The organism is Clostridium estertheticum (assembly GCF_018861295.1).
GTDB classification, from domain to species: domain Bacteria; phylum Bacillota; class Clostridia; order Clostridiales; family Clostridiaceae; genus Clostridium_AD; species Clostridium_AD estertheticum_D.
In genome coordinates this window covers 13,026-35,649 of record NZ_JAHLDM010000011.1, presented here as the reverse complement: position 1 = coordinate 35,649, position 22,624 = coordinate 13,026, and the positions used below count along the sequence as shown (strand labels likewise).

Annotated in this window: 20 protein-coding genes; all 20 read left to right on the top strand. The window is 31.1% G+C overall.

Features of this window, described 5'->3' with window-relative positions; translation table 11 throughout:
- Window positions 1-316 precede the first annotated feature (316 nt).
- The 20 genes from kdpF to KPL54_RS12245 all read left to right on the top strand — a co-directional run bounded on the left by kdpF (window position 317) and on the right by KPL54_RS12245 (window position 22,585).
- Window positions 317-394 (top strand): K(+)-transporting ATPase subunit F, encoded by a 78-nt coding sequence (gene kdpF / locus KPL54_RS26840; protein ID WP_216106928.1) that lies wholly within the window; start codon window positions 317-319, stop codon window positions 392-394.
- A gap of 26 nt (window positions 395-420) precedes the next feature.
- Window positions 421-2,100 carry a potassium-transporting ATPase subunit KdpA gene (gene kdpA, locus KPL54_RS12335; RefSeq protein ID WP_216106844.1) on the top strand — a complete coding sequence of 560 codons (1,680 nt, stop codon included), beginning with the start codon at window positions 421-423 and terminating at the stop codon, window positions 2,098-2,100.
- 16 nt (window positions 2,101-2,116) lie between these two features.
- A complete protein-coding gene (gene kdpB / locus KPL54_RS12330) occupies window positions 2,117-4,171 on the top strand; it encodes a potassium-transporting ATPase subunit KdpB (protein ID WP_216106927.1) in 2,055 nt (684 codons plus the stop codon).
- 29 nt (window positions 4,172-4,200) lie between these two features.
- Entirely contained in the window at window positions 4,201-4,839 is a 639-nt protein-coding gene (gene kdpC, locus KPL54_RS12325; protein ID WP_216106843.1) for a potassium-transporting ATPase subunit KdpC, read from the top strand.
- An 88-nt stretch (window positions 4,840-4,927) separates the two neighbouring features.
- Complete coding sequence (locus KPL54_RS12320; RefSeq protein WP_216106842.1) at window positions 4,928-5,548, top strand: response regulator; 621 nt, start codon at window positions 4,928-4,930, stop codon at window positions 5,546-5,548.
- Window positions 5,549-5,613: 65 nt separating this feature from the next.
- Window positions 5,614-6,708 (top strand): universal stress protein, encoded by a 1,095-nt coding sequence (locus KPL54_RS12315; RefSeq protein ID WP_268037447.1) that lies wholly within the window; start codon window positions 5,614-5,616, stop codon window positions 6,706-6,708.
- 33 nt (window positions 6,709-6,741) lie between these two features.
- The gene (locus KPL54_RS12310) at window positions 6,742-8,580 is read left to right on the top strand and encodes an ATP-binding protein (RefSeq protein WP_216106841.1); all 1,839 of its coding nucleotides are present in this window, start codon (window positions 6,742-6,744) and stop codon (window positions 8,578-8,580) included.
- Window positions 8,581-8,916: 336 nt separating this feature from the next.
- Window positions 8,917-10,314, top strand: a complete 1,398-nt coding sequence (locus KPL54_RS12305; protein ID WP_216106840.1) for an FHA domain-containing protein — start codon at window positions 8,917-8,919, stop codon at window positions 10,312-10,314.
- A 40-nt stretch (window positions 10,315-10,354) separates the two neighbouring features.
- On the top strand, window positions 10,355-11,089 hold the full coding sequence (locus KPL54_RS12300; protein ID WP_216106839.1) for a PP2C family protein-serine/threonine phosphatase: 735 nt from the start codon (window positions 10,355-10,357) through the stop codon (window positions 11,087-11,089).
- A 46-nt stretch (window positions 11,090-11,135) separates the two neighbouring features.
- The gene (locus tag KPL54_RS12295) at window positions 11,136-12,194 is read left to right on the top strand and encodes an AAA family ATPase (RefSeq protein ID WP_216106838.1); all 1,059 of its coding nucleotides are present in this window, start codon (window positions 11,136-11,138) and stop codon (window positions 12,192-12,194) included.
- Window positions 12,195-12,210: 16 nt separating this feature from the next.
- Entirely contained in the window at window positions 12,211-12,459 is a 249-nt protein-coding gene (locus KPL54_RS12290) for an EsaB/YukD family protein (protein ID WP_216106837.1), read from the top strand.
- Window positions 12,460-12,472: 13 nt separating this feature from the next.
- Window positions 12,473-17,059, top strand: a complete 4,587-nt coding sequence (gene essC, locus KPL54_RS12285) for a type VII secretion protein EssC (RefSeq protein ID WP_216106836.1) — start codon at window positions 12,473-12,475, stop codon at window positions 17,057-17,059.
- An 11-nt stretch (window positions 17,060-17,070) separates the two neighbouring features.
- Entirely contained in the window at window positions 17,071-17,550 is a 480-nt protein-coding gene (locus KPL54_RS12280) for a WXG100 family type VII secretion target (RefSeq protein WP_216106835.1), read from the top strand.
- Between the two features lie 73 nt (window positions 17,551-17,623).
- Complete coding sequence (locus tag KPL54_RS12275; RefSeq protein WP_216106834.1) at window positions 17,624-18,064, top strand: hypothetical protein; 441 nt, start codon at window positions 17,624-17,626, stop codon at window positions 18,062-18,064.
- Window positions 18,065-18,109: 45 nt separating this feature from the next.
- Entirely contained in the window at window positions 18,110-19,363 is a 1,254-nt protein-coding gene (locus KPL54_RS12270; RefSeq protein WP_216106833.1) for a hypothetical protein, read from the top strand.
- Window positions 19,364-19,403: 40 nt separating this feature from the next.
- The gene (locus KPL54_RS12265; RefSeq protein WP_216106832.1) at window positions 19,404-19,958 is read left to right on the top strand and encodes a hypothetical protein; all 555 of its coding nucleotides are present in this window, start codon (window positions 19,404-19,406) and stop codon (window positions 19,956-19,958) included.
- Window positions 19,948-21,255, top strand: a complete 1,308-nt coding sequence (locus KPL54_RS12260) for a tetratricopeptide repeat protein (protein ID WP_216106831.1) — start codon at window positions 19,948-19,950, stop codon at window positions 21,253-21,255. Before KPL54_RS12265 ends, KPL54_RS12260 begins: the two co-directional genes overlap by 11 nt.
- Window positions 21,256-21,270: 15 nt before the next feature.
- Window positions 21,271-21,570 carry a WXG100 family type VII secretion target gene (locus KPL54_RS12255; RefSeq protein ID WP_216106830.1) on the top strand — a complete coding sequence of 100 codons (300 nt, stop codon included), beginning with the start codon at window positions 21,271-21,273 and terminating at the stop codon, window positions 21,568-21,570.
- Between the two features lie 70 nt (window positions 21,571-21,640).
- The gene (locus tag KPL54_RS12250) at window positions 21,641-21,931 is read left to right on the top strand and encodes a WXG100 family type VII secretion target (protein WP_216106829.1); all 291 of its coding nucleotides are present in this window, start codon (window positions 21,641-21,643) and stop codon (window positions 21,929-21,931) included.
- Between the two features lie 234 nt (window positions 21,932-22,165).
- Window positions 22,166-22,585: a hypothetical protein gene (locus KPL54_RS12245; RefSeq protein WP_216106828.1), complete on the top strand. Its 420-nt coding sequence runs from the start codon at window positions 22,166-22,168 to the stop codon at window positions 22,583-22,585.
- Window positions 22,586-22,624: the final 39 nt, after the last annotated feature.

The following is a 22,624-nucleotide window of genomic DNA, read 5'->3' as shown; positions in this document are numbered from 1 at the left end:
TATATTACATTAAATCTAGAGTATTATCAATTTTAAATAGGCTACTAAGAAAAACGGTCAATAATCGACTTAGAACTACGAGGCTCGCATACAGTTTGTCGTAATGAACTTTAATGAATACAAGAACATTTTAGGCGAACTATTACTCGGCTTTAGTAAAAAGCTAATTGGGATTATAATCTCTATAGACTTAAGAAACAAGCTTTGAATGGCTATTGGTATAGGCGAGCAAAGGGGTTAGGCATTTTTCAGAAAATAGTAAGTAATTATGCTATTACGTAGCAGATGTCCTAATTAGCTTAAAGGAGGATTTCATATGGTAATTCTAATAATAATGATAATCTCATTATTTTGTTATTTATTTTATGCACTTTTAAATCCAGAAAAATTTTAATGACATTTCAAAAGGGGGTCTATTAAATGGAAGTTATGCAAATTATTATACCGTTAATTGTTTTCGTTTTAATTATTATTCCTTTAGGAAGATATGTCTATAATGTTCTAAGTGGGGAAAAAAGCTTTGTTGATCCATTGCTTAACAAAGTTGATAATTTAATTTTCAAAGTAACTGGAATAAATCACAAGGAAATGAACTGGAAAACATATGTCTTAGCAATAATAATATCAAATGCAATAATGTGTTTATGTGCTTATATTATTTTAAGAATACAAAGTCTACACTTTCTAAATCCTAATAATATAACAGCAATGAAGCCAGATTTATCATTTAATACAGCTATAAGTTTTATAACAAATACTAATCTACAAGGTTATGCTGGAGAATCAGGAGTATCTTATTTAAGTCAGATGGTAGTAATGACATTTTTAATGTTTACATCTGCATCTACTGGTTTTGCTGCTGCAAGTGCATTTATGAGAGGAATTATTGGTAGAAAAAAGACACTTGGAAATTTTTTCGTAGATATGACAAGAATAATTACAAGAATTTTACTTCCATTATCAATATTTGTTACAGTGATTTTAGTATCGCAAGGAGTACCTCAAACTCTTGCCCCTAATAAAACTATAACAACAATAGAAAGTAAATATCAAGATATTGCAATGGGACCAGTTGCATCCCTTGAATCAATAAAGCATATAGGAACAAATGGTGGAGGGTTCTTTAATGCAAACTCTGCACATCCTTTTGAAAATCCAACGACCTTTTCAAATTTAGCTGAATTACTTTCAATGATGGCATTACCTGGAGCATTAGTTATTGCCTTTGGATTAATGCTTAAAAATAAGAAACAAAGCTTAATGATTTTTATAACAATGGCAGTATTACTTGTAATGGTGATTCCTATTATATACATGTCAGAAAAAGCAGGAAATCCGAACTTAGCTAAAGTAGGGTTAAGTCAAGTTATGGGTAATATGGAAGGTAAAGAGGTTAGATTTGGAATCGCAGCATCAGCATTATTTACTACTATTACAACTGCTTTTACCACTGGAACTGTAAATACTATGCACGATTCACTAATGCCCCTGGGAGGACTTGTACCATTATGGAATATGATGCTCAATGTAGTCTTTGGTGGTAAAGGTGTAGGTTTTATGAATATGATGATGTATGCAATAATCACAGTATTTATTGCAGGGTTAATGGTTGGACGGACACCTGAGTTTTTAGGTAAGAAAATAGAAGGTAAAGAGATAAAATTGATTGCACTTGCAATACTAGTGCATCCACTTATAATATTATTTCCATCAGCTGTGGCACTTACAACAAAAATGGGGCTTAGCTCAATAACAAATCCCGCCTTTCATGGACTAACTGAAACAGTTTATCAATTTACATCGGCGGCGGCCAATAACGGTTCAGCATTTGCAGGTTTTAATGGAAACACAATGTTTGCGAATACTACAACTGGTATTGTAATGCTCCTTGGGAGATATTTATCAATAATAATACTACTCGCTGTTGCAGGTTCTCTTGCATCTAAACATGCTGTTCCTGAAACTATGGCTACATTTAGAACAGATAATAGCATATTTGTAGTGATTTTAATTAGTGTTGTAATAATAATAGGTGCTTTGACATTCTTGCCAGCACTTACACTCGGACCTATAGCAGAACATTTAATGCTAGGTCATTAGAAAGGGGCTTGGATATATTATGAGTAAGAAAAAAATTATAACTGGGGATATACTTAAAGATGCTATTAAGGGTGCTTTTATAAAATTAAATCCTAAATACATGATGAAAAATCCTGTTATGTTTGTAGTTGAAATTGGTTTTGTAATAACTTTATTTCTAACTTTTTTCCCATATGTATTTGGTGATAAAGGTGAAAATATTAGAGGATACAATGGACTTGTATCATTTATATTACTTATTACAGTTCTGTTTGCAAATTTTGCTGAAGCAGTGGCTGAAGGAAGAGGAAAAGCTCAAGCTGAAAGTTTAAAAAAGTCCCGAACGGATGCAATTGCAAAATTATTAGATTCAAAAGGTAATTTTAAATTAATAAGTGCTGCTAAGCTAAAAAAGGGAGATATAGTTCTTGTTGAGACTGGTGATTTTATTCCTAATGATGGGGAGGTAATTGAAGGACTTGCATCAGTTGATGAATCTGCAATTACTGGAGAATCTGCTCCTGTACTTAAGGAATCAGGCGGCGATTTTGGATCTGTAACAGGAGGCACAAAGGTTGTCAGTGACTGGCTTAAAGTTGAAATAACAGTAACTCCGGGAGAATCATTTTTAGATAAGATGATAAAACTTGTTGAAGGTGCTTCAAGGAAAAAGACGCCAAATGAAATTGCGTTAAGTACGCTACTTGTAGCTTTAACAATAATATTTTTAATTGTTATAGTAACTTTATATCCTATGGCTAACTACTCTAAAGTTACGTTGCAGGTATCCACACTTATAGCTCTTCTTGTTTGTCTTATTCCTACAACGATAGGAGGACTACTCTCAGCAATTGGAATAGCCGGAATGGATAGAGTAACAAGATTTAATGTAATTGCAATGTCCGGTAAAGCTGTGGAGGCTTGCGGAGATGTAGATACAATGATTTTAGATAAAACTGGAACAATTACTTATGGTAACAGGCTTGCAGCTGAATTTATACCTGTGGGAAGACATACGTTAGAAGACCTTAGATTACAGGCTTTAATTTCATCTATAAAAGATACAACTCCAGAAGGTAAGTCAGTAATTGAACTTGCAAAGAAGCAAGGAGTTTCAATTAATGAAGATGATTATAAAGATGCTGAATTTGTAGAGTTTACGGCGCAGACAAGAATGAGCGGTATGAACCTATCAAATGGAGTCCAAATTCGAAAAGGTGCATCAGATTCTATAATTAAATATGTTGAGAAAATTAATGGAAAAGCTCCTACAGATTTAGAGGCGGCAGTAATAAGAGTTGCTAGTGCCGGTGGTACACCACTTACTGTTTGTGTAGGAAATGAGATATTTGGTGTTATTTACTTAAAAGATACCGTAAAACCGGGCCTTACAGCAAGGTTTGCAAGACTTCGTGAAATGGGTATTAAAACTATTATGTGTACTGGAGATAATCCTCTTACTGCAGCAACTATAGCAAGGGAGGCTGGTGTAGATGATTTTGTAGCAGAGTGCAAGCCAGAAGATAAAATTGCTGTAATTAAAAAAGAACAGGATTTAGGTAAGCTTGTTGCTATGACAGGTGATGGAACAAATGATGCCCCAGCACTAGCTATGGCAGATGTAGGAATTGCAATGAATAGTGGAACTACAGCAGCTAAAGAAGCTGCAAATATGGTTGATCTTGATTCAGATCCTACAAAAATATTAGAGGTTGTAGAAATTGGTAAACAACTCCTTATAACAAGAGGAGCGCTCACTACTTTTAGTATAGCAAATGATGTAGCAAAATACTTTGCAATTATTCCTGCTATGTTTGCAGTGGGAATAGCACGGATGAACGTACTAAATATTATGGGATTATCAACGCCTCATAGTGCCATACTATCAGCTTTAATATTTAATGCTATAATAATTCCAGCTTTAATTCCTATAGCAATGAAAGGTGTAAAATATACACCAATGAAATCAGAAGCCTTACTTCGCAGAAATCTTTTAATTTATGGATTAGGTGGACTTATTGCTCCATTTGTAGGAATTAAACTATTAGATTTAGCAGTTACGCCATTACTTAGAATTCTAAACCTAGGTTAATCTTAGGTTTTATATGAGGAGAGATAGAAATGAAAGATATGTTAAAAAAATCAGTATTATTAAGTGTGGTACTCTTTGTTATATGTGGTTTAATATATCCTCTAGCTATGACTGGAATAAGCCAAGTGTTATTTAACAAAAAGGCTAATGGAAGTATGGTTAGTTTTAATGGGAAAGAAGTTGGCTCAGGGCTTATAGGGCAAAGTTTTACTGATAAAAGATTTTTTCGCTCTAGAGTTTCAAATTCTAATTATAATACCTATACAAAAGCAGATTTGAAGCCTGATAGTAAAGGTAATATTGCATATACAGGTGTAACTTCTGGGTCGTCTAATCTTGGCCCATCAAATCCTGTTTTAATGGATAGAGTAAGAAAAGATATGGGTGATTTTTTAAAAAGTCATCCTGGTTTAAAAGCAGGAGATGTACCTACTGATTTGCTAACAAGTTCTGCTTCAGGACTTGATCCTAATATTAGTCCCCAGGCTGCTAAGATACAGGTATCAGCTGTTGCAAAGGCTACTAATATTAGCTCAACTGATTTAAATAATATTATATTAAACAATACACAAGGAAGAACTTTAGGCATATTTGGGGAACCAAGAGTGAACGTATTAAAAGCTAATTTAGATATAGCAAATATATTAAAAAGCAAAGGCACACTTTAAAAAGGAAAATATTTATTATATAATGTAATTGTTTTAGTACAATCTTAGATTTATGTGAACAATAAAATTAATGAGGTAGGTGAATAATATGAAAAAGGTTTTGGTAATAGATGATACAAAAAATATAAGAATGTTATTAACCACATGTCTTGAACTAAAAGGTTATAAAGTTCTTACTGCAGATTCTGGTAAATCAGCTATAAATATATTAAAAGAAGAAAAGCAAAGTATTGATATAATATTTTTAGATATAAGAATGCCGGAAATGAGCGGAACAGAGGTTTTAAAGATAATTCGCGATATGGGTTTTAATTGTCCCGTTATTATTATGACTGCATTTGCTACGGTAAAAAATGCTGTTGATTGTACAAAACTTGGAGCTGCAGCTTACCTTCAGAAACCATTTTCGCCTGATAGAGTTACTTCTGTTTTAGAAGAAATATTTACTTCAAACGAAAACCTTGATAAAAGTTTTGTTGAAAGTTCAAAAGATTTAGAAGAAGAGATATTAATAGCAAAATCAAAGAAGTTGCTTGAAGAGGGAGAATACGCGGAAGCACATAATACTTTAAAAATAGTACTCGGAATAAACCCTTATAATAAAGAAATTTATAATTTAATAAGTGAGGTAAATAAGAACTTAAATAAATTTGATGAAGCAGAATTATTTAATAATATTTATGAACTATTTAATGATTCACATATTTAAACATAATATAATAATTATATAGAAATTATGTTGATAATGAAAATATGTTTAGGATGTGATAGTAGGTGGAGGCTTATGAAAAAGAAAGCAGAGGAAAATTAAAAATATATATTGGTGGTGCTCCAGGTGTGGGCAAGAGTTATCAAATGCTACATGATGCTAATGATATGAAAAAAAGTAATATAGATATTATCATAGGTATAATAGAAACTTATGGAAGAGTGGGAACAGAAGAACAAATAGGACATTTAGAGATTCTTCCTTTAAAAGAAATAAGATATAAAGGGATTAATCTAAAAGAACTTGATATCGATGGAGTTATAACACGAAAACCAGAGTTTGTTATAATAGATGAGTTAGCACATACTAATGTGCCTACATCTAGAAATAAAAAGCGTTTTGAAGATGTTCTAGAAATATTAGATAATGGCATAAATGTAATGACAGCAGTTAATATTCAGCATTTAGAAAGTCTAAATGATCATGTTAGTAGAATGACTGGAATTAAGGTTAAAGAAACGTTGCCAGATAAAATTATTGACATTGCAGATGAAATTGAAGTTATAGATGTATCTCCTGATGCACTTCGCGGGCGAATAAAGGACGGAAAAGTTTATTCAGAGGATAAAATTGAGGATGCATTGCATAACTTTTTTAGAGTAGGAAATCTAACCGCATTAAGAGAACTTACTTTAAGAGAAGTTGCAAATGAAGTGGATGAAAAACTTGTAATATACAAGAATAAAAATAAGGTAGCTGGATTAATAGGCGCACAAGAAAAAATATTAGTATGTGTTAATCTTAATTTTAATGCAGAATACTTAATTAGGCGTGGTTATAGAATGGCAAAGATGTTAAAAGCAGAATTTTATGTTCTAACTGTAAGTAAAACTTATAATCATGGAATAGAAGAGTCAAAAAAATTAGAAGAATTAAAAAAATTATGTGAGAAACTTGATGTGGAACTTAAGGTGGAAAGATCAAAACATCGTGAAAGACCTATTATTGAGTTCGCAACTGATAATAATATAACCCAGATAATTATAGGCCCGTCTGCTAGAACTAGATTTCATGAGATTTTAAGGGGTTCAATTGTTAGAACGATAATGAGAGATACCAAATATATTGATGTGCTTGTGGTTGCAGATCCCTTTCACTAAAATACAATTAAAAGGTATATTGAAGTTAAGGGGGTGTTTTTTATTAAAACATTAAAAGGCAAAATTGTAACTATTAATGTGTTTTTAGTTTTAGTTATAGTAATGATTGGACTGCTCTCAAGCTTTAACATATACAGAGTAGGTGGAAAGATAGATGGATTAATAACAAATAATTACAAGAGCATCGATGCTTCAACTAAAATGACTGAGGTCATTGAAACTCAAGATAAGACAATTCTTAGATATATTGCTTTTGAAAATAAAAGTGCAATAGATATTATTTATAATAACAATGAAGAATTTTATAAGTGGCTTAATATTGCAAAAACTAATATAACTGAAGTTGGTGAAGCTAATAATACTAATAAAATAAGTGAGGACTATCTTCTGTTTGTTAAATCTTTCTCAAAATTTCACGAATATCAAACTTCTCACACAAGCCAAGAGAATATGAAATTTTACAATTCTAAAATTTATCCTTCTGTAGTTAAGGTTAAAGCCGATTTAGGAATTTTAGCGAAACTTAATGAAAAAGCTATGTTTAAAGGGCGGGATAATGCAAAAAGTAATGCATTAAATGCAATGCATTTTATATTATTAATTTCCTCCATAGCTGCAATTATAGGATTAATAATATCGCTTATATTTACAAATAAGTCTTTAAAACCTATATATCTACTCACTGAAACTATAAAATCAGTTAAACAAGGAGAAATTAATAAACAAGCACCTGTGATAAATGAGGATGAAATTGGAATGCTTGCAATGGAATTTAATAATATGACAAATAGGCTTTACGAATTTGAGCAGAGTACTACCGGAAAGTTACTTTCAGAGAGAAATAAATCTATTGCAATTGTAAAAAGTATAACAGATCCATTAATAGTACTTGATGCTAGTTATAAAATTCAATTACTAAATGAGTCTTGCGAAAACATTTTCGGAGTATTAGAACAAAATGTAATTAATAGTCATTTTTTAGAGACCATTAGAAATATGGAATTATATGATTATATTTTTTGTGTGGTAGACAATAAAGTTCCGATTACTGAAAAGATAATAAGCCTTAAGGTAAATGATAGAACTTGTTTTTTTAATATTATAGTAACTGTAGTTTATGATAAAGAGAATAAAATTAATGCTATAGTGGTACTTTTAAAAAATATAACAGAATATAAGGAACTTGAAAAGGTGCGTACAGATTTTATAGCTACAATTTCTCATGAATTTAAAACTCCACTTACTTCGATTATGATGGGTGTAGGCTTAATACTTGAGAAAAATTTAGGAGACATAAATAAAAAACAGGAAGAGCTTTTAGATACAATAAAAGAAGAGACTGAAAAGCTTACAGATCTAGTTAGTGATCTTCTAAGACTTTCAAAGATACAGTCGGATCAAGCTGTATATAATATAAAAGCATATTCGATAGCTGAGATTGCAGATGATTGTGTTAAAAATTATGAGGTACAGGCAAGAAATATAGGAATTACTTTATATAATAGTGTAGAAGTTGATTTACCTAATGTAATTGTAGATAAAGAGAAAATAACATGGGTATTAAATAATCTAGTTTCTAATGCTATTAAATATACGAATTCAGGTGGGAAAATAACTATAGGTGCATTTATAGATGGAGAAAAAATGAAAGTTTTTGTTAAAGACAACGGTAAAGGAATTCCTAGAGAATATCATGAGAAAATATTTGAAAAGTTTGTTAAGATAAGTGCCTATGATACAGAATTTTTGAGTTCGGGGATTGGGCTTTCTATAGCAAAGGGAATTGTAGAAGCACATGATGGAACAATTTATTGTGAAAGTGAAGTTGATAAGGGGAGTAATTTTATATTTACGTTACCTGTGGAGAAATAAAAATATTAATAGTAGGGATAATTTAAAAAGAGTGGGGTAGTTCAAATTGTGAACTACCCCCGTTATATTTGAGTTTGTTAAATAGTATTATGTATATATAATATATAAAGAAAAATAGGAGGAAACTTGCTGTATATATAGACTAATATGTAATATTAGCTAAAAAAATGTAGAAAATCATAATAATATCGAATTAGCTGTAGATATTTTAGCTAAAGAATGGTATTATTTCTATAATAGGTAAAATCGACAAATCATTGAAAATTTTTCAAAATGAAAATAACATTGTAAAAAAAGCAGATGGAGCGGTTAGTAAAAAGGGGAATGGGTACTTAAATGAACAATTTAGTTGTAAATGATCTAATTAAAGAAAATAGAGACAATTCTAATATAAGTTATATATTGGAACAAGAATACCTTTTTTTCGAAACTGGATATAAGGTGTTACAGAATCAAGAGAAAAATGGATTTATAAAATGTGTTAAAGTTTCACATAATGGAAAAACAAAGTTAGTTTATGATATTTCAAAATATAAAAGCCTTAAGTCATTATTACACCAGCTTACACCGGAAAATTTTTTATCAATAGTATCTAGAGTGCTCAATATTGTATCAGAAGTTAAACATAATGGGTTTATGCAGTGTGAGAACATTGAGGTGAATTTAGATAAAATTTTTATTGATAGCAATAATTTGAATGCTTTTTTTATATATCTTCCAGTTAACACACATACGAGCTTAAGTAGCATTGGAATATTTGAGAGAGAACTTAAGAAAAATTTAGCAGAAGCGATTTCTGAAAATAATAATTTAAATAAAGAAATGGTATATGGACTTTATAATGATCTTCAAAATGAGAATTATAGATTAGATGAAATAAAAGAAAATATGAAGAGAAATATTATAATAAGAGATCCAATGAAGAATGAATTTGGTATTCAAAGTGGAGAGGCACCATCAGAAGGTAGTAACAAACTACCTATAAATCCATTGCAGACAGGACAAGAAAGTGGATCACTAGCACCTGGAGATGATCATTTTGAGGGCAGAGAAATTGAAAATCTAAAGATTATAGATAAGGCTGAACCTAGACTTAAACTTATGCATAAACTTAAACCTAAAACCAAAACTAAAAATATTAAAACCAAAGCTAATGATAAAAAGATACGCTTAATAAAGCCACCTATATTAATTATTATTCAAATTTGTACAGTGCTCATTTGTGTAGGGATAATACTTAGTTTTAACTATAAGTCTAAAACATCTATGATTTCAATTGGTGTAACATTAGCTATTGATTTAATAACATCAATACTGATTTATATTTTTGTCTTGAAAAAAAAGAAAAAGGTGCAGGCACCAAGTAATATGGATTTCAAGCCAATATATGAAGGCGGAGCTACTGAAGTATTAGACAGCATATTCACACCCTCTATTTCGCTAACAGGAATTGGGACAAAAGAAAACATAAAGCTTGTTATTAGTAAACCTGAATTTATCATAGGTAAAAATCCTGAAGCTGTTGATGGAGTTATTCAATTTAATAAAACAATAAGCAGGGTTCATTGCAAGGTATCCTACATTAATAATTCTTATGTGATTGAGGACCTTGAAAGTTCTAACGGAACTTATGTTAATTTAGTTAAACTACAAAAGGGACAACGGGTTCAAATACAAATTGGAGATAAAGTAAGATTGTCAAACAGTGACTTTATGGTTAAAACTGCAAAATGACTTAAGTAGGGTTTAACGCGAGAGGAATGACAAATATCACATGGGCAATTTTAAAATTAATTCTTTTGGAATATCAGATAAAGGAATAGTAAAAGCAGTTAACCAAGATAGTTTTGTATACAAAGTAGTTGAAGTTCAGGACGCTCATGCAGGATTATTTGCTGTGGCAGATGGAGTGGGAGGGCTAAAGGACGGAGAGATATCCAGTGCAATAGCGATTTCAAATTTTAATAAATGGTGGGATTGTGATTTTAGAAACTTTTATAATGATACGGGAAAATTGATCCCATCTTTAATTGAATCTTTTACTAAATGTAACGAAGAGATTATGAGCTATTCAAGATTAAAAAATGTTAGAACCGCTACAACTTTATCTGTTTTATTTATTCATAAGAACATCTATTATATTGTACACATAGGGGACAGTAGAATTTATAAAGTAACAAGGAAAATTGAAAGATTGACTATAGATCATTCCTGTCTTGTGGATAAGACAATAAACGGAAAAATATATAAGCAAAGCGCTTTGACAGAATGTTTAGGAAATAGAGCCGAAATTAATTATTATTGTGCAACAGGCAAAATTTCGAAAAACGATATTTTTATGGTGTGCAGTGATGGAATTTATAAGACCATTGGAGAAAATGAAATTTTGGAAATGGTTAGCAAACAAAAGATGGATTTAGAGAAGGCATGTAAAAGTATAATAAATGAAGTTAAAGATCGTGGTGAAACAGACAATATTACCTTAATTCTTGCTAGAATCAGCAAGTAAAGGATATTGATATGTTTAGCATATTATGGAAGGAAAGTGTTTTTTCATGGGCAAATTGGTTGTAGTGTTAGCAGATACAGACGAGAAATATTTAATGCCACTAGAATTAAAATTTATTGAGGAGTTTGGAGATAAAGCAAATATAGAAGTTATATCAGATATAGAGTATTTTAAATCTTATTTTAATTCACTTAAGAAGATAGACATATTGATTATACATGAAACATTATATACACGTGACCTTGAAAAACATTCTATTGAAAACCTATTTATACTAACTGAATCAAATGATGTTAATAGTACTCAAGATATGAGTATTAATAAAATATATAAGTATACAAGTGTTAAGGAGATTTTTAATGAGATTATGAGTAATCCCTCAACAAAGTTGTTAAGAAGAATAAATCAGAAGGAAGATACTAAAGTAGTAATGGTGTATTCACCTTCAGGAGGTTCTGGTAAAACTATTGTGGCACTAGGTATAAGTGCAGCAATTGCAAAGTGTCATAAACATGTGTTATACATAAATACAGAAACTTTGCAGCGATATAATTTTATGTTGAAAAATAAAGAATTTTGTCCACATAGCTTTGAAAAACGTATGATACAGCGAGAAGAAAATATTACTCAGTATTTATCTTCAGCGGTTGGAGTGGAAATGTTTGATTATTTATTACCATTTAAGCAGTCTATATCTTCTTTAAATATTAATATGGAGCATTATAAGCGTTTAATAGAAGATATTAGAGAAGCGGGACAATATGATTATGTAGTGGTAGATTGTTCATCAGATTTTACTAGTAAGAAAACGATGATGATGAGTTATTGTGATAAGGTTCTGATAATAACAGGTCAGGATGCGGTATCTGTTTCTAAATTAGACAGTTTACTTGAAAACATTGATTGCTCTGATAATAATAAATATATGTTTATTTGTAATAAGTATTCTGGACAATTAGTTAATTGGCTTATAAGTAGTAACTTAAATAATAAGTGTACAATAAGTGAATATATAGAATGTTTTGAACTTGATTATGCAAGCTTTGACCTTGAATTTTTGGCTATGAATAAACATTTTCAAAAGCTAGCCTATACGCTCATTTAATCGGGGGTGATTTGATATGGATAAAATTGTTGTAGTTATATATATTCATAAAAGTGGTAAAAAATTTGATGTTGAAATACCATTGGATATAACAGCAAAGGACCTTGTGGTTGCTTTGAATCAGGCTTTTAATTTAGGAATAGATGTAAGTAGTATCACTGAGTGTTATCTAAAGACTGAAAATCCGATAGCTTTGCTCAAAGGTAATACTAAATTGAAAGATTATAAACTTAGAAACGGTACAGTAATAAATATCACTGGGTAGGGGGAGAAAAGTAGTGCTTAAGGATACTAAATATAAGATAATAATTTTCGGGAAAAATATTTACCGCGAATATGAGCTATCAAATTCAGAAGAAGATTTAATTAACGTAGGAACTACAAAAAACTGTCAGCTCAGATTTAATAAGGATAATTTCTTTGGTGAATTCGAGTTTAATCTAGTTAGGACTAATGATGGTTGGCAGTTAAACGGAGGGGATAGCGTTTATTTTACTGTAGATGGTGTAATGAAAATATATTCAAAGGATTTATCTCATGGTGATGAAATTATTGTCAAGAACCAGAATTCCAACGGTGAAATATTCAGGATTAATTTTTTTATTGATTTCGGGTTGGTAGAAAAAAATTATGAACGTATTATTGATATTGGTGAAGTACAGTCTATAACAATTGGCGGAACTGATAGGTGCAATATTTATATTTGTGATACGCTTCTTGAAAGTGACACCATTACCCTAAGTGTAAAAGACAATAAGTATTACATTACAGATAATAATACAAAGTATGGTGTTTATATAAATGGAACAAAGATAGATGAATATTCACAAATTTTGGATTATGACTTTTTTGAGCTTGTAGGATACAGCTTTTATTTAAAGGATAAGCACCTATATACATCTAGAAATGAGAATTTAATAGTTGATAAACTAAACTATATGGATGCTGTCGATCAGAAAAGTGCATTTAAGTATCCAAAGTTTAATAGAAGTACAAGAGTAAAGTATGTAATACCATCAGAAGAAATTGAAGTATTGCAGCCAATAACAAAACCACAAAAACCAAAGAAAAACATTATAGTAACATTGCTTCCTGCCCTCGCTATGTTGGCACTTGTTATTATGCTTAGGGGATCAATGGGTGGTGGAGGTTCGTTTATTATATACAGTGCTGCAACAATGAGCATTGGAGTACTAGTGTCTATTATTACATTTATGACGGATGGAAAAAGTTATAAGAAGTCTATCGTTGAACGTAAGGAAAAATACTTGGAATACATAAAAGAAAAAGAAAAAGAAATTCAGGGCAAACGTAGTAATGAACAGAGAATTTTAGAAAAAGTATATAGATCTATTGATGATGATATTATCACAATAAAAGATTTTGGTAAGGATCTTTTTGAAAGAGATTTAAATGATGAGGACTTCATGTTTGTAAGACTTGGAACAGGTATAAATGAAGCAAATTGCAAAATAAAATATACTAAGCAAGAATTTAAAAACACTGATGATGAATTAGTATCAATGCCAGAAGAGATAGAAAAAAAATATCGCTTTATTGCGAATTCACCAATAATATCAAAGTTCTCAAAATCCAATACAATTGGTATTGTAGGTAAGCGTGATCAATTATATGATATTTTAAAAACTATTACATTGGACATAACAACTAGGCAATTTTATAAAGATGTAAAGTTATTTTATATGTTTAAAGAAGAGGACCATGAAAAGTTTGCATGGTTAAGATGGCTTAAAAATGTTAATAACGAAGATGAAGATAATAGCATTAGAAATTTAATGTATGACGAAGAAAGTAGAAATTACATATTAGAGAATCTATTTATAGAACTCTCTAAAAGAGAAGCTGAATTATCAAGGAGAAGCAATGACCAGGTAGAAACTAGTTATGTTATTTTTGTTTTTGATAAGAAGGGTATTGAAAAACATCCAGTATCTAAGTATATAGAAACATGCAATAAGTACAACTTTACTTTTGTGTTCTTTGAAGAATATGAAGAACTTCTTCCCAAGGGATGTAGCGAAATAATAAGGCTTGATAATAGTAGTACTGGTTGTTTATTACAAAGTGATAATGGAGATTATGTTTCAAAGTTTGAATATTCTAAGATACCAGACAAAACAATGGAAGATGCTATTTTGAAGTTAACTGCAGTATCAGTTGATGCAGTTAGTTTAGAAAGCGAACTAACTAAAAATATATCACTCTTTGAATTACTTAACATTTTGTCAGTGGATGATCTTGATTTAAACACTAGATGGTCAGAATCAAGGGTTTATAAAAGCATGGCTGCGCCACTAGGAGTTAAAACTAAAAATCAGATAGTATATTTAGACCTTAACGAAAAACATCATGGACCACATGGACTTGTTGCAGGTACTACAGGTTCAGGTAAGAGTGAAATACTTCAAACATATATATTATCAATGGCAACACTTTTTCATCCCTATGAAGTTGGATTTATGATTATTGATTTCAAGGGTGGCGGAATGGCCAATCAATTTAGGGAATTACCACATTTGATAGGTTCAATTACAAATATTGATGGTAGAGAGATAGATAGGTCACTTCTATCGATAAAGGCGGAACTACGCCGTAGACAGGGGATGTTTTCAAGGTATGATGTAAATCATATTGATGCATACATAAAGCTTTATAGGGATGGAAAGGCAACAGATCCAATACCTCACTTAATAATAATTGTAGATGAGTTTGCAGAACTCAAAAGTGAATATCCAGAATTTATGAAGGAGTTAATAAGTACAGCAAGAATAGGTAGAAGTTTGGGTGTTCATTTAATACTTGCAACTCAAAAGCCATCTGGAGTAGTAGATAACCAGATTTGGAGTAACTCTAAGTTTAAATTATGTCTTAAAGTTCAAACTAAAGAGGATAGTAACGAAGTAATCAAAACACCGCTAGCTGCTGAAATTGTTGAACCAGGTAGGGCATATCTGCAAGTCGGTAACAATGAAATATTTGAACTTTTCCAATCTGCCTACAGTGGGGCAAAAGCAATAGTAGCAGATGGTGGAAATAGTAATGTTTTTGAATTAAATAAACTAAATTTATGGGGTAAGAAACAGTTAATATATTCTAATAAAAAGACTGAAGAGGACAAAAATGTAAAGACTCAATTGCAAGCTGTTATTGAATATGTAAATAATTATTGCAAAGCTGATAACATTAAAAAATTAGCAGGTATTTGCCAACCTCCATTAGAGAATGTAATTTATATGGATATATTAAAATCTTGTGTAATAGACATTGTGACAGGTATAATGGCGACGGTTGGGCTGTATGATGATCCAGAACAACAATTACAAACTGAATTAAATATTAATCTATCAGATAGTAATACCTTTATTATCGGTTCATCACAATCAGGAAAGACAACGATACTTCAGACAATGATATATTCAATTATGGATAATTATACACCGCTTGAAGTAAACATTTATGTAATAGATTGTGGAAATATGGCAATGAAGGTATTTGAAAACTCAAACCATATAGGTGGTATTGTATTACCAGCTGAGGAAGAACGAATAAGTAATTTGTTCCGAATGCTTCATAATGAGATTGATATTAGAAAAACCTTTTTCTCAAATAATAGTGTTGGAACATTTGAGGCATATAAAGAAGCAGGATTTAAGAATTTACCACAAATACTCTTCATAATTGACAATATTTCTGCATTTAGGGAATATTATCCTTTATATGATGATGAATTATTAAATTTATCACGTGAAGGGCAAAGTGTGGGAATTAATATAATTACAACAGCAACACAAACTAATGCAATGGGATATAAGACGCTCGCAAACTTTGGTACTAGAATTGCATATACCTGCAATGACAAAGGTGAATATTCTAACATTTTTGAAAGATGTAGGATTCAACCAAAAGATACTCCTGGGCGAGCTCTATACATGATGGATAAGCATATTGTAGAATTCCAGACTGCATTATGCGTAAAAGGTGATAAGGAAATAATTAGAGCAGAAAAATTGAAGGCATTTGTAGAGGATAACAAAGCTAAATATGCTACAAAGAAAGCAAGACAAATTCCTGAGGTTCCAGAAATACTTAAGGGTAGTGAGGTATTTGCAAATAATAGAACGCAGTTTGCTAGCCCATATGAAATTCCTATTGGTATTGATTATTCAACAGTAGCATTTAATCATATAAACTTATTAACAATAGGCATGCTCGCTATTATGGGAAGAGAAAAGAGTGGGAAAACAAACTTTATTAAACACCTTATGACAACTATAAATAAAACTATTTTTAACAATTTGACAGAAGCGTACGTTTTCGATAACATGAAGCGTCAACTTGAAAGTGTTAAGGACTTTGGTTATGTTAAACAATATACAATTGACACAGCTGACGTATCAGGAATGATTGATAATATTCTTGAAAAACTTGAAAATAGACAAAGTGATTTAATACAGCGAAGAGGTACAAAACCAGAGAGTGAACTTCTAAAAGAATATCCATTAATTTTACTAGTTATAGAGAATTCTAGTTTTATTGAGGAAACAGTGAAAGATAAAGATCTTTATGACAAGTTTTCAAAAATTACAAAACAGTTAAAGAACTTAAAAGTTGCGGTTATATTTACAAATTTGGATAACGCAGCAGTAGCGTATGGTACTCCGGAAATAGTTAAACAAATAAAAGAAAATAAGAAGGTAATCTTATTTGATGATGTAGCTAACTTAAAGTTCGTGGATATAGAATTTAAACAGCAGAAAGAATTTAGCAAGCCAATAAAACCTGGTGATGGATATTTATGTTTTGGAGGCGAAGTTGAAAAAATTAAAACAATACTTAATGAGTAGGAGGTTAACAAATGGCAGGAGATACAGGTAGTGTAAAAAAAATAGATACAAAAAATTTCCAGGAGGCTATTAATGGGTTTGAAAGTGCTGTAAAAAAATACAGAGTAGCCAGAGAAAGGGTATTTGATTCAACGGAAAAATTATTATATGATTGGGAGGGAAAAGGCAAGAATTCTTTTGAGAAGCAGTATGGTAGACTTAAAACTCAGCTAAAGGATGAAGAAGATAATTTATTTACAATAAAAGAGGATCTGCAAGATTGTATGAAGTCTTATGTAGATTGGGATACTCAGTTAGCTGGTCAACTAAAGCCACCTGCAGCTAAGCCAGCAGTTCCTAAAAAACCGTACACACCTCCTGTTTTAGGAGGTAACAATAATCCGTTTATTGGAAGTAATAATAACCAGTTTAATGGTGGTAGTAATAACCCGGTTACCGGGAGTAGCAATAATCAGTTTAATAGTGGTAACGGAGGTGGCGGTGCATTTTAAAGCTAGGGGCATAAATGTAGGAAAATAGGAGGGGAGAATTATAGATAAGAAGGAAATTCACAGGAAATTAATAATGTATAAAAGTTCTTTGGTACAAGATAGTTTTCTAATTGACAATATTAATGGTGAAACACTCCGCTTACATGAATATTTTGTAAGTAGTGTTAAAAGTGATAATTTAGGAAATACAATTGAAAGAATAACTAACTTAAAGGAAGGGTCACTTGAGAGTGATGCTAATGTCATAAGTGCTCAGAATAATATTCAATATGAGATTGACGCTGTCCAAAGGGAAATTGAACAAGAGGCAGCAGAAAAAAAAGCGGCTAGAGATGCTAAAATAGCGTCCGTAAAAGCTAGTATCTTAGAAGCTAAAGCTAATGTTCAAAAGGAAATTGCTGAGGTTGAAAAGAACGTTAAAGATGGAACTGGACAAGCGGTAGATGCGCTAAAGGCAGCTACTGATGCCAAAATAGAGAGCATGAAAGCTAATATTTTATCAATGGGGCAATAGTGTAAATACATAGGTGTAATATATTATAAATATAGGAGGGAAATCATGAGTGTAATGGTTATTGACTATGGCGCAATTAGTGATGCGACTTCAGTTGCTACTAGATTGGCAGATATATTTGAAAGTAAAAAAGAAAATTTTGAACATATAGTTAGTGGGCTTAAAGCTATACCTACATCGCGGAGCAATCTTGCAAATGCTAATGATTGTATAAATAAAAAGAATATACAGTATCAATCTAAAATTGATAAACTTAATTTATTTGGTACAAAAATGAGCCAATTTTCTCAAAAGGCTCAAGAAACAGATCAACGTGTTGCTAGCCGTATAACTACAGATACAAAAGCGTTTGAAAAAGAAAAAGGGATTAAGGTTAGTAGACTTGCTGTTATTCTTGACGCAGTAAAGACTGATGGTATTTCTATATTATCAAATGTTATCTTAGGTGGAAATGGATTAAGCAAAAAGGATATAAGAGGACTTAAGGATGGAATTAAAGATTGGTATAGGAAGGGAGCACATAGGTATTGGGTAGGAGTTGCAAAAGATGTTCTTGCAGTGGTTGCGATTGTTGCTGTAGTTTTACTTGCGATGCCAACTGGGGGGCTTTCCTTAGCCGCTCTAGGACCATTGCTTGGATCTACACTTGCAGCTCAATTATGTACAGGGTTTGAGCTATTTAAGGGAGCTAGTTCTATGGGTTATGATATAGCCGCATTAGCTAACTACAAGAGCACAGGCGATGCTACAGGGTCAAGGTGGTTGGATAAAAAGGGTGGTTCGGATGTTCTGGCAGCTGCTGGTGGTGGAGCATTCTATGGTGTTGGATATGTATTTGGTGGAGAGGATATGGCTAATGCTGCTAATAAGCAAGGAGAAAAATTCGGGAAATCAACTTTTTCTGCTTTGACAATTGCAACATTAGGATATGGAATAATTAAAACACCACTTGGGTTAAGTAAAGATTTTAAAGCAATTAAAAAGATGGGTATGTATAACGGATTAAGCAATGTGGGTCTTATGAAAAAACTTGCTAAGAAAAAAATATTTTGTAAGGATCTTAAAGCCGGATTTGGAGCAGCAGGTATTGATAAGAATTTTAGTGTTTCAAAACTTATATTTCCTAAATTTGGATCTAAAAATAAGTTTAATTTTAATGCTGTCGTAAATGTCACTAGAGGGGGAGAAAAAGTACTTGCAGGTAAAGGGATAATTAATGATGCGATAAGTAATGGCAAAAAAATGTATGAACAAGCTGTAAGAGTAAAGGATATTCAAATGCAACCAAGCATGCCATAAAAGATTATGAAAAGATTAGATTTACAAGGAGGAGAATTAAATGAAAGATGAGATAAAAATTGATTTAAAGAAGTATAAAAAGATTTATGTTAAAAAAACTCTTTTATATTTATTCCTATACCCAATTATAGTAGTAATCTTGTTAGTAATCTTAGGTAAAATCATAATGATATTTGGAATTAGCGTGGATCCTATTATTATGGTAGCTGGAGGAATATTAGTATTCGTATTCCTCAATAGTATAATTACTTGGTGGGCTTACTATTTTGGATATAAGAACACGTACAAATCAACAAAGTTTGTGCTTGAAGGAGGCAATATTTTATTTATTCGACTAAAAGAGAGAAATCCGATTTCAGGTGGAACATTTTATTACCATAATATACAGTCAGTTAGTAGTTATACCATTACCAATGATAAAATAATTGTTAATGGATATATATTAAAAAGAAAAGTTGATGAGGGTGGTTCAGAGGATGAATATAAGGAACGTGTAATTAATAGTATTAGTGTTCCTAATGTTTTTGGAAATGTACAATTATTAGATAATGCTTTGAAGAATAAAAAACAAGAGGTGATTAGTAATGGAGATTAAAAGCATTTCTGAGGTGGAGGAATATAACCAACAAGGTAAAGTATTATTTTCAATTGAAAAATATAACGAAGCTATAGAAATGTATAAAAAAGCTGAAAGTGAAGATCCAATGTGTCTAGAATCATATTTTAATCTTGGAGAAGCTTATGTTATGCTTGATAAGTATGATAAGGCAAAGGAATCTTTTAATAAAGTTCTTTTAATAGATAAGAAGAATGCAATTACATATTTTCATCTTGGAAATGTTGAGTTTCTCCTAGACAATAATGATATGGGCAGAGAATATTATGCTAAGGCTATAAATAATGGATATGATGATGCACAGCTATACGTAAACTTGGCAAATCTAGCAGAAGAAGCTGGGAATGATGAAGAAGCAATTAAAAATTATAATAAGGCAATTCTAAGGGATAAATTTAGAGCAGATGCAAAGCTACGTAAAGCCATGATATATATTGCTGACAACAAATATCAAGAAGCACTACAAACACTTGATAATATGATAGAGTTTAATCCAGAAATTTTCGAGGGACTTCATTATAAGGTTCTAGTAAATATTGAGATGGGGAACTACTTAGAAGCAGAAAAGACTCTTAAAAAGGCCATGACATTATTCCCTGATGATGATGGATTTATACTTGATAAAGTTACGTTATTAGAAAAACAAGGGAAATATGACGAAGCATTAGATATAATAGACACAAGATATAATAATACAGAAGATCGAACCATACTTCTTGAAAAAGCAGAAATTCTACTTGCAAAAGAAAGAATTGATGAGTCAGTTTTATTGTATGAGAAGGTAAAGGAATCAGAAGAAAGCTTTGATGATGAAACTAGGTTTTATCTTATAAATATATATATGAATATAGATAAAGTTAGCAAAGCACTAGATTATTCAAAAGAAATAATTGCGAATGGTGACCAAAATTCATTTTATTTTGCCGCTATTTATTATAGAGCACTTTGCCTAGGGAGATTAGGTAAAACTGTAGAATCAAAGGTTGCGTATGAAGAAGCAATAAAAATATTTAGATTTGCGAGTTCTGCAAATCCAGGGATGCTTGATATAGTTGTGTATAGAGCTATGTGTTATAAGGAATTAAAAAATTATGATAAGGCATTTGAAATGGTTAATTATTTACTTGCAATTAATGAAGATATGGGAGAAGTTTATTTAATAAGAGCTGAACTTTACCAGGAGTTAAATGAAATTGACAAGGCTGAGGCAGATAGAAGCACAGCGGCGGTAAAAGGAAAGGTACTTGGTACGTTAATAAACCCAAGTTCTAAATAAGGGGGGTGTTTTTTTATGGCTAAACTTAAAATTGACTTAAATCAGTTACAGCAAACCGCTCTTAATTACCAACAATCTATTGACGAGTTTACAGTGATGAAAAAGAACTTACTTAATGTAATAAAAGATTTGGAGGCATCGGGTTGGGTTTCAGGTGCAAGCACACAGTATTTTAGCAAATTTAAAGATACTTGGACTCCTAATATGCAGATGCATATAGATATTCTTACACATTTAAAATCGTGCTTAACAGAGGCAAAAACTGATTATGATGATCTTTATACAGATATCCCAAACTTAGGATCAGATTTATAACTTATTAATTCAATATAGTCGCTAAAATAGCGTTTATATAAATAAAAAATTTTTTTTAGGAGGTATTTATATGTCAAGAATTATGATTACACCAGAGGAACTTAGAACATCGGCTAGTAAATTTACACAAAAGGCTGGAGAGGTAACAGATATAATTACAACACTAAAAGGTGAAGTTAACCGTCTTGAAAGTTCATGGGAAGGTGCAGCACAAAGTTCATTTTTGCAAGCTTTTTTAGAAATGAGTAAAGTATTACAACAATTTCCAAAAGTTTGCAGTGACGTAACAGGACAATTAAATGGGGTTGCTAAGACTATAGAAGAAACAGATGCAACTTTAGCTAGCCAACTTAAGGGCTAATATCGCAACATCTAAGATAATGATTTGATAAGTAAGTTGTAGAAAGTATATAAAAAAAGAGCTTGTTTATTAAAAAGCTATTTAAAAACACTTACATAAGAGAGAGGGGCTGTCTTAAAATGATTAATAGAATCATTGGATAGAGCAGCTCCTTTTTTTACAGAGTTATGAAATTAATAATAATATATTAGTTGAAGAATATATAACGAAAGGAAATAAATGGGGGGAATTGACATGGATTTAAATGAAGAGAAGCTAAAAAGGCAAGAAGAAAAAAAGACTAATGAAGATAAAAATACCGTGCTTATAAATACTAGTAATTTATTATTACGGGATGAAAGACATGAATTTGTTTTAGCTATTATTTTTACTATTGGAGTTTTAGTATCATTGATTTTCTATGATATTAAAACAGTTATAATATTTGTTATATGTTGGTTAATATTATGGTTTATGGCAATTCAATTTAATTTTACACCAATGAGTCCAAGAATCAAGTACATATGCCCAGTTTGTAAAAGAAAGTTATTTTATGGAATTGATTATAAAGGAAAGGATGAACAAAAGATGAAAGGATATATAGCAACAGATTGTCCTAAATGTAAAAAGCACCTTAAGCTTATAGTAAATGAAAAAGTAATGAAACATTTTTAAAAAAGTAAGTTAATGAATTCTAAGGGTAGAGATGAAATT

What these genes read in the sequence shown, in the direction of transcription:
- kdpF (WP_216106928.1), top strand. Translation starts at nt 317, where the DNA reads ATGGTAATTCTAATAATAATGATAATCTCATTATTTTGTTATTTATTT.
- kdpA (WP_216106844.1), top strand. Translation starts at nt 421, where the DNA reads ATGGAAGTTATGCAAATTATTATACCGTTAATTGTTTTCGTTTTAATT.
- kdpC (WP_216106843.1), top strand. Translation starts at nt 4,201, where the DNA reads ATGAAAGATATGTTAAAAAAATCAGTATTATTAAGTGTGGTACTCTTT.
- KPL54_RS12320 (WP_216106842.1), top strand. Translation starts at nt 4,928, where the DNA reads ATGAAAAAGGTTTTGGTAATAGATGATACAAAAAATATAAGAATGTTA.
- KPL54_RS12305 (WP_216106840.1), top strand. Translation starts at nt 8,917, where the DNA reads ATGAACAATTTAGTTGTAAATGATCTAATTAAAGAAAATAGAGACAAT.
- KPL54_RS12300 (WP_216106839.1), top strand. Translation starts at nt 10,355, where the DNA reads ATGGGCAATTTTAAAATTAATTCTTTTGGAATATCAGATAAAGGAATA.
- KPL54_RS12295 (WP_216106838.1), top strand. Translation starts at nt 11,136, where the DNA reads ATGGGCAAATTGGTTGTAGTGTTAGCAGATACAGACGAGAAATATTTA.
- KPL54_RS12290 (WP_216106837.1), top strand. Translation starts at nt 12,211, where the DNA reads ATGGATAAAATTGTTGTAGTTATATATATTCATAAAAGTGGTAAAAAA.
- KPL54_RS12280 (WP_216106835.1), top strand. Translation starts at nt 17,071, where the DNA reads ATGGCAGGAGATACAGGTAGTGTAAAAAAAATAGATACAAAAAATTTC.
- KPL54_RS12275 (WP_216106834.1), top strand. Translation starts at nt 17,624, where the DNA reads ATGTATAAAAGTTCTTTGGTACAAGATAGTTTTCTAATTGACAATATT.
- KPL54_RS12270 (WP_216106833.1), top strand. Translation starts at nt 18,110, where the DNA reads ATGAGTGTAATGGTTATTGACTATGGCGCAATTAGTGATGCGACTTCA.
- KPL54_RS12265 (WP_216106832.1), top strand. Translation starts at nt 19,404, where the DNA reads ATGAAAGATGAGATAAAAATTGATTTAAAGAAGTATAAAAAGATTTAT.
- KPL54_RS12260 (WP_216106831.1), top strand. Translation starts at nt 19,948, where the DNA reads ATGGAGATTAAAAGCATTTCTGAGGTGGAGGAATATAACCAACAAGGT.
- KPL54_RS12255 (WP_216106830.1), top strand. Translation starts at nt 21,271, where the DNA reads ATGGCTAAACTTAAAATTGACTTAAATCAGTTACAGCAAACCGCTCTT.
- KPL54_RS12250 (WP_216106829.1), top strand. Translation starts at nt 21,641, where the DNA reads ATGTCAAGAATTATGATTACACCAGAGGAACTTAGAACATCGGCTAGT.
- KPL54_RS12245 (WP_216106828.1), top strand. Translation starts at nt 22,166, where the DNA reads ATGGATTTAAATGAAGAGAAGCTAAAAAGGCAAGAAGAAAAAAAGACT.